Genomic DNA, 7,772 nt, shown 5'->3' on the forward strand with positions numbered 1-7,772 from the left:
GATTAAATGTTAAAGTTAATAGATTGCTAACTTAAGATGTATAAATTCAATTGCGGCTGAATTTCCTGCGGAAATTCATTGCAAATTTTTTATCTTTCAGCTTAATCGGAAAATCGTACCGATTTTCCGCAACTGAAATTTATACGCTAACGTTGTGTGCAATTAACGCCACGAAAAATCTAATTTTCCTTAAATTCAACGAAATGAAAACAAAACTTATCTTCAACACATTGCTTTTTCTGCTGATTACGAATTTTGTTTATACCCAAAACTTAATTGTTGGCGAATGGAAAAAAATAGATACTTGTCCAGATGGAAATAGTATCATTCAAAATTTCAAAGATGATGGAACAGGTACAGTAATAGTTCCAGATTGCAATAAAGTGTGTGCGCCATATTATTATAAGTATGAATTCTTATGGTCAACAAGTGGTTCTAAATTAACAGTCAATTATCAATCTGTAGCAGAATACTGTGGTAAGAAAGCACCTGTTCCACCAACTGACGTAATGGATTATGAGGTTTCTGAAAATAATTTAAGAATCGTACAAGACAGGTATGTCAGGAATGGCTCATCGTCAGAAAAACAAAACTCATCTACAAACGCCAAAGTAGAATTGGCAAATAAAATTTCTGAAGAGTATAATCTTGCACCCGAACATTCTGAACTACTACAAATAATTGCTTCGTCAAATTCTAAAGAAGAGTTGTTGAGCAAATTAAAAGCTAAAAATCAAGAATTATATACGGAAACAGCAATGAAGGCTGTGAATAAGTTGTTCGGGAATAGTAATATTGATTTACCTATTTCGATAAGCGAAATGACACAAATCGCTAATGGAAATATTGAAGAGGCTATTAATCAAATTAATCGAAATGCAGATATTTCGAGAATTACCGAAGGTTTTGGAGGAAATGAGGTACTCGCCAACCAGCTTTATGATGGAATGCAAATGACTATTGATGCAATTGACGAAAAGTGGGAAGAAAAAGCTGAAGAAAAAGCTCAAGAATTTGTTAATTATACAAAACAATTTAAAATATCAAATAATAGATCAAGTAGCTCAAAAAAATTCGAGTATAGGGCGAATTTTTTAGATGAAAACTGGAAGTTTTATAAAAATGATTTTATTCAGATTACAGAATATGATTCATTAAAAATTAATGTTAATATCAAAAAAAAAAATTAAGGAATCAGAGCTAAAGACAAACGATTTTATCTTTGCAGAGTTTTCTAATAGTGATTTTGATTTTTACGAAGACTTTTCAATTGAATTTCAGATTGGTTTTAATACAAAAGAATTAAAAGGTTGGAAACCATCTCTTGCTTTTTTTGTGTCTCAGAAAACAAAAGCTTCGCTCGGTTTTATAAATCATTCGAATATACTTTATTCTTTTACACCGATAATGAATGTACATTATGGTTATAATAAAATGGGGAAATCAAGCAAACATAAAGATTTCATACATAAAAATATAAGCATATCTCATTATGGCACCTATTTAAATGAAACTTGGACTTTAGAACCTTCGACCAGTGAATGGATTAAGTCATTTGCAAAAGATAGTAGAAATAGGAGTAAAATAGCAAAAAAAAGAATTAAAGAATATAGGAAAAACAATATTGATAAAATCTATATGACATATAGGCTAATAAAGGAAAATGGTAAAATTTACCTTGAGACGGAAAATAAAAGCAGAGTAACTAATGAGATAGTAAAAGCAAGAACCAAAAGTATAGAATTCGAATTCTTACAAGACGAAAAACTATATTTTGGAATTGCTTACTTTTTAGACGAAGGTGTGTCGTTTGAAATTAGAAACTTTAAAATTAATCAATAACTGCACACAACAACGGCTATAATTCATTGCTGTTGAATTCCTAATCGGAATTCATTGCAATTTGCTATCTTTAGGTTACGGCGGAAAATCATAGCTGATTTTCCACAACGAGCTATACACAAACACGTTAGCTGTAATAACGTGACACAAACTACGGTTTTTATAAAAACTGAAATTTGTTTTTTATAAGTTAATTATTTAAAAATGTACAGTTTATGAAATATTTTTCGTATAATTGAAACACGATAAGGGAAAGCTGATGCCCTAACTAAGTAAGCATAATTTGTATTAAACTTTTAAAAATGAAAAAAATCTTTTTAACATTAGTAGCAGTTGTTACATTTACTATTTCTACCAGTGCTCAATGTGGTGAACAAGCTACACAAGTTTCTAATTCATGTGGCATGTCTGGTTGTTTTTATGTTCAACTTGAGCCTACAGGTAGTTTATCTGTCGATATCTCAATTGCTGAGTCTACAAATGGTACATTCAGAAGACCACTTAACTTTAGGGAGGCAATAGCAGTAGCTAATGCTATGGAGGAGCTTTGTTAAACAGTATAAAGTATGAAAGTTTTTTTGTCCTTTCTTGTCATAACATTTATGCTTTTAGGTCATTCTCAATCTAATTCTAATAAAAAGAATGATGTAAAAATAATGTATCAATTCGATTACAAAAAGCACTCTAATTCTGAAAAACTGGTTAGCGAAAATACTACTCTTATTATTGACAATAATAAAAGTAGTATTTTTACCTATCAAAAAATGATAAATCTTGATAGTATACAACGTGTAAGAGAGCTTGATATCACAGATGTAATGTCAAATAGATTATCAGTGTATAGTTTTATTGCATATAGTAATGACTCAATAACCCATTATGAGACAATAGGAAATGATTTATTAAAATTTAAAGAGCCAATAAGTAGTAATTGGAAATTGATTAATGAAAAAAAGCAAATCAGTGGTTATAATTGTAAAAAAGCTATTATAAATTATGCTGGTAGAGAATGGGTAGCATGGTTTACTTCAGAAATTGCTTTGAATAGTGGTCCCTATAAATTTCATGGTTTGCCAGGTCTCATAATTGAGCTCTATGACACTGAAAATATATTTAGTTTTAAAGCGTATGCAATAAAATACGGAGATTTTGAAATTAATAATAACACCTTAAACTATTTCATAACCGAGGATGGTGATAAATTTCAAGAATTAGATAGAAAAGATTTTTTATCGATTAGAAATAAGTATTATCAAATGTCTTTAAATCAGAAATTGAAGTATATGAATCGGAATGAAGAAGGTAATCATGAACTTATTGTCTCAAGTATAGATGGAGGAAGCATTAATACAAATCGTAAGCCAAAAATCAGAAATTTTATTGAGCGTAATTGATAAAGAAAAAAAATATTGTTTTATCTTAAAAATGATATTAACGGCATCCATAGTTTGGATGCCTTTTTTTGCTATATCGCAAGATATTCACATAAGAGGAGTAATTAAGGATTCAAAAGGTCAAGTATTGCCTAATACAATAATTATTGCGAGCTCAACTATAAATGAATCAGACATTATAGCTTTTTATAGTTCTGGTGATGATGGAAAATATCATCTCAAACTCAAGGAAAACTATCCAAAAGATAGCTTGTGGTTAGTTGTAAGACATATGGCATACGAAACCAAAAAGTTAAAAGTACCATCTAAAAGTGCTACAAAAAATTTTAAACTTATTGAAAGACTAGAACAATTAGATGAGGTTCTTTTGAAATCTCCAAGAAAATTAGAAATTAAGGGAGATACTATAACCTATAATGTTAAAGGCATAAAAGCTGATAAAGATTATACAATTGAAGATGTTATCAATAGAATTCCTGGAGTTACCATTAGTGAAAATGGTCAAATCAGATATGAAGATAAGCCTATAAGTCATTTGTATATAAATGGTGTTGATTTACTGGAAGGAAGATACAATATTGCCACTCAAGGTATTCCTGCTGATGCTGTAAAAGAAATCGATATCATGAAACGACATAATCATGAACGCATTAACATTGGTAGAACTGAAAGTGATGATGTAGCATTTAATTTAAAAATAAAGGAGGGTGTAGGTTTAGTTTTTGGCAGTATAAAAGGAGATATAGGAGCACCTCTAATAACTGGTTTAATGGAAGGAACTCCCATATACCTAAAAGATAATTTTCAGAATATCAGTAGCCTTAAGTTTAATAATACTGGTAAGACCCTACGAAACATAAGTAGTAATTTAACAATAGAGGATTTAAATGTTTTGGGTATGAGGCTAGCTAAAAATCCGATTATCAGACCCCCAAATATTAGTGGTGTTGTAATATCGGATAAATTTTGGCTTGATAATGACTCTTATTCGATAACCAATGATGCATTACATAAAATTAATGACAGCACCCTTCTTAAATGGAATTTAAATTATATAAATGAATTAGGCGTAATAGAAAAAAATTCTTCCTCTACATTTATCATTGATAATGATTCCAGTGTTGTTGTTAATCAAGCAAAAAATGAATTGAGAAAACAGCGCTTCCAATTTGGGATTAACCAAGAGGTTAATAAAAGAAATTTTTATGCGAAAAACAATACAATAATTGAATATCAAGACAACACAGGGTTAGAAAATTCTACCCTTAACAGCAATAGTATAAATGCTAATTATGAAAATTATGAATTCAGGATGAATAACACTACATATCTTAAAACGCTTATATCAAAGGATAATATTATTCAGTCTGGTTTATTAGTAGAATATAATCGTCGCTTTGAAACCCTATTTGTTATACCTCCTGTTTTTGAAAGTGTTTTTAGTAGTAACACAATAAATAATAGGACAAATCAGGATATAAGGATTAATGAATTTAATATCGGTGGATTTTCGAATTACGCTTTTGAGTTATCAAACCTAAAATGGAATGTTAATCAAAGGATACAATATAGTAAAATTAATTTTCAAAGCGATTTAAGAGTATTACCTGAACTAGAATCTCAAGATTTTCCATTTTCAAGTGATTATAATTACAATAGATTTGTTTCTATATCTAAAGTCGAAACAAAACTAAGCTTAGGGAAATTAAAATTAAAATGGAGGCTTTCGGGAGATTTTATAAACTTAAATAACGTGGACGACAAAAACAATGAAATATATCAACAAAAGTCTTTCTTTTTGATTCAACCATTTGCTTCTGCTCGTTACATAATTAATACTAAATGGAATGTTGGGATAAGCTATTCCAAAGAAAACAGAATATCAAATTTTTCACAACTTTACCCTGCCATAATTTTGCAGAACTATAATTCTCTTACACAAAACCCAGAGATTATTAATAAAACCAAATCACATTCCATTTCTCATTTTTTAAATTATAGCGATATTTTAAAAAGTTTCTTCTTTAAAATGAACGGTAGGTTCTCAGAAACTGAATCAGAAGTAACTTTTGTTAATCAACTTAATGATGACGGCTTTATAATTACTAATGTAATAGAACGACCTAATACTACAAAGAATGCATCTTTAACTTTAAATTTATCAAAAGGATTCTTAGGGTCATTCAACTCAAATTTATCTTATACGTATAGCTATACGGAAAATGAACTATTCTTTAATAATAACTTTTTAAATACTATCAATTCGAGACATAGTATAAACCTAGATTTAAGTTTTGATAGTGGAAGTTGGTATGCCATAGAATATGATGCAAGACTTAATATTGGAAACTCACGATTACCAGATAATAATGCAAGTAATTTAAATTTCTTTCAAACAATAGATTTGGATTTCTACACAAGTAAGTCAACCAGGATAAATTTTGGATTAGAATCTTCTAGGACTTCTACTTCAACAAGTGATGAAAGAAATAATAATACATTATTTAATACATCATTTTTTTATAAACCATCCAAGAAAGTATACTTAAGAGCATCTCTCATAAATATATTTAACACATCATTTTTTACTACTACATATAGTAGAGCAAACTTTGTAAACACCTCTCAGTTTTCTCTTCGCCCAAGACAATTTACTATAGGTTTCACATATTCATTATGAGTATTATAAGTTTAAATTAAAATTATAGCTAGTTCTCGACTAATTATAAAAATTCTCAAGGATTTTCTATTTGGTTTATGATTTAATAACGTAGAGTATTTTCGTAATCGGAACTTTAAGCTGAACTGAACTCATAAAGCTCACTCAATCGGAATTTCTCATTCGAAACCTGACTTATATCACGCTGGATTTTTTAGCTCATTAGTGCTATTGGAATCGGAATAACAACGCACGAAATCTTACTAAAAATCTGAATTTGTTTCTATCAGTATTTTATGACTCAAAACTGGAATTTAACACTCAAAAATTTACTCAAACAAATAAAAACAAACCAATTACTACAGCTAACAATGTGTATAATTCATTGCTGGTAAAAGGCTTACTTACGAAAGTCCTCGCTGATTTTCTATCTATGATTTATTTGCTAACTTTAGTGCTTAAACCACGCAACGAAATCATACACCAGACCGTTGTGCAACATATAAGAAATTAACAGCCATCAATATGACACAATCTGATTTTGATAAATTAAGTACTAGAAAACAATTAATTGTGATTGATGAAATTGGTATTAAAATTGACAGTTTTATTCCTTGGTTTGGCAATATTAGGATTTCAACATTATATTCAATTTCAAATTTTTTCGTGGAGTTAGTTATGGATATTGAAACAAGAAAATTTGAATCAATAAACACCTTTAATAATATTAAGTTTTTGTCAAAATATCCACAATATTTATATAAAATCGATAGAGAAATTAAAAACCAAATTCGTTAAATTATTAAATTAAAATAGCAATTTTGAAACAAGAATTACAAGAGGTTTTATCTATAATCGAACAAGATGAATATTATGACAGTTTGAGTAAATATTTAAAAAGAACATTATACATTATTGCTGACCTTATTGATTATTATGATGATGGATGTAGTTACGAGTCTTTAGAAATGCTTTGTGTCCAATCTGGAATAAGTCAAACCCAATATTTATCTGACTTAATAAAATTATTGTTTCTTGGTTATATTACACGTAACGATGCTAATAAAGAATCTGAAAATTTCACAATTGGTTCAACTCGAATTTATAATCAGCTTCATTCAGAATATTGCAAAGAAAAGTATGAGAAAATTAAAATTGAAAAGATTAATCATTTAAAGCTTTGGTTACATTCAAAAATAAATTCAATTAAAGGAGAATCTTATTTAACAAGATATAAAGGTAGAACAATTGAAGATATATTTAAAAATGACCCTGATTATATAATTGAGAAAATTCAAAACGGGAATTTCATTTTGAGTTTATCAACAATCGAAATATTGGAAAACAGGTATAAATATCAATTTCCAGACAACCTTAAAGAACGATTAATTAACTATAATGAAGAGTATTTAAAGAAAGAAAAGTATTTAATAGCTAATAAAAAGAAAAAGCATCAAATCCTTCCCATAAAAAATAACAACTTGGAGTATAAAAATAGAATGCTTGAAAAACAAAATTTTATGATGTCTCTTGATAAAAGCAAATATAAATATGAATTAATCAATGACAGAATCAATATATTAGGTAATTTCTATTGGGATAATGAATCTAAATTAATAGACGACTTATCAATAAATGGAAATTTAAAAATTTCAAATTTTTTAGAAAAACCAAAAATAATTCCGAGAGGATTAAAAGTTTCGGGCTACATTCAGTTTGGAACTTTTACATTTAAAGAAGAGGATGAAACCGAAAACTCATTTGACGTTTGGTTGAAATTAGAATAAATACGTCGCACAACAAAGAACTGAGGCAATAAACAAGTAAAATATTAATTATTTATTGCTAGAGTACTTCTATGTTCACCATTGTAAGGC

7 protein-coding genes are annotated in these 7,772 nt (G+C 28.5%); all 7 read left to right on the forward strand.

The window, feature by feature from the left end:
- Positions 1 to 203 precede the first annotated feature (203 nt).
- The 7 genes from WA340_RS11940 to WA340_RS11970 all read left to right on the forward strand — a co-directional run bounded on the left by WA340_RS11940 (position 204) and on the right by WA340_RS11970 (position 7,682).
- A complete protein-coding gene (locus WA340_RS11940; RefSeq protein WP_336129241.1) occupies positions 204 to 1,190 on the forward strand; it encodes a hypothetical protein in 987 nt (328 codons plus the stop codon).
- Positions 1,165 to 1,842, forward strand: coding sequence for a hypothetical protein (locus WA340_RS11945; RefSeq protein WP_336129242.1), 678 nt, complete (start codon positions 1,165 to 1,167; stop codon positions 1,840 to 1,842). Before WA340_RS11940 ends, WA340_RS11945 begins: the two co-directional genes overlap by 26 nt.
- A 302-nt stretch (positions 1,843 to 2,144) precedes the next feature.
- Positions 2,145 to 2,396: a hypothetical protein gene (locus WA340_RS11950; protein ID WP_336068329.1), complete on the forward strand. Its 252-nt coding sequence runs from the start codon at positions 2,145 to 2,147 to the stop codon at positions 2,394 to 2,396.
- Positions 2,397 to 2,420: 24 nt separating this feature from the next.
- Positions 2,421 to 3,236: a GLPGLI family protein gene (locus WA340_RS11955; RefSeq protein WP_336068331.1), complete on the forward strand. Its 816-nt coding sequence runs from the start codon at positions 2,421 to 2,423 to the stop codon at positions 3,234 to 3,236.
- Positions 3,175 to 5,916 (forward strand): hypothetical protein, encoded by a 2,742-nt coding sequence (locus WA340_RS11960; protein WP_336068334.1) that lies wholly within the window; start codon positions 3,175 to 3,177, stop codon positions 5,914 to 5,916. Before WA340_RS11955 ends, WA340_RS11960 begins: the two co-directional genes overlap by 62 nt.
- 504 nt (positions 5,917 to 6,420) lie before the next feature.
- Positions 6,421 to 6,693, forward strand: a complete 273-nt coding sequence (locus WA340_RS11965; RefSeq protein WP_336129243.1) for a hypothetical protein — start codon at positions 6,421 to 6,423, stop codon at positions 6,691 to 6,693.
- A gap of 23 nt (positions 6,694 to 6,716) precedes the next feature.
- Complete coding sequence (locus WA340_RS11970; RefSeq protein ID WP_336129244.1) at positions 6,717 to 7,682, forward strand: hypothetical protein; 966 nt, start codon at positions 6,717 to 6,719, stop codon at positions 7,680 to 7,682.
- Positions 7,683 to 7,772 lie beyond the last annotated feature (90 nt).

The sequence above is a fragment of the Mesoflavibacter sp. CH_XMU1422-2 genome (assembly GCF_037029245.1).
In the GTDB taxonomy this organism is placed as follows: domain Bacteria; phylum Bacteroidota; class Bacteroidia; order Flavobacteriales; family Flavobacteriaceae; genus Mesoflavibacter; species Mesoflavibacter zeaxanthinifaciens.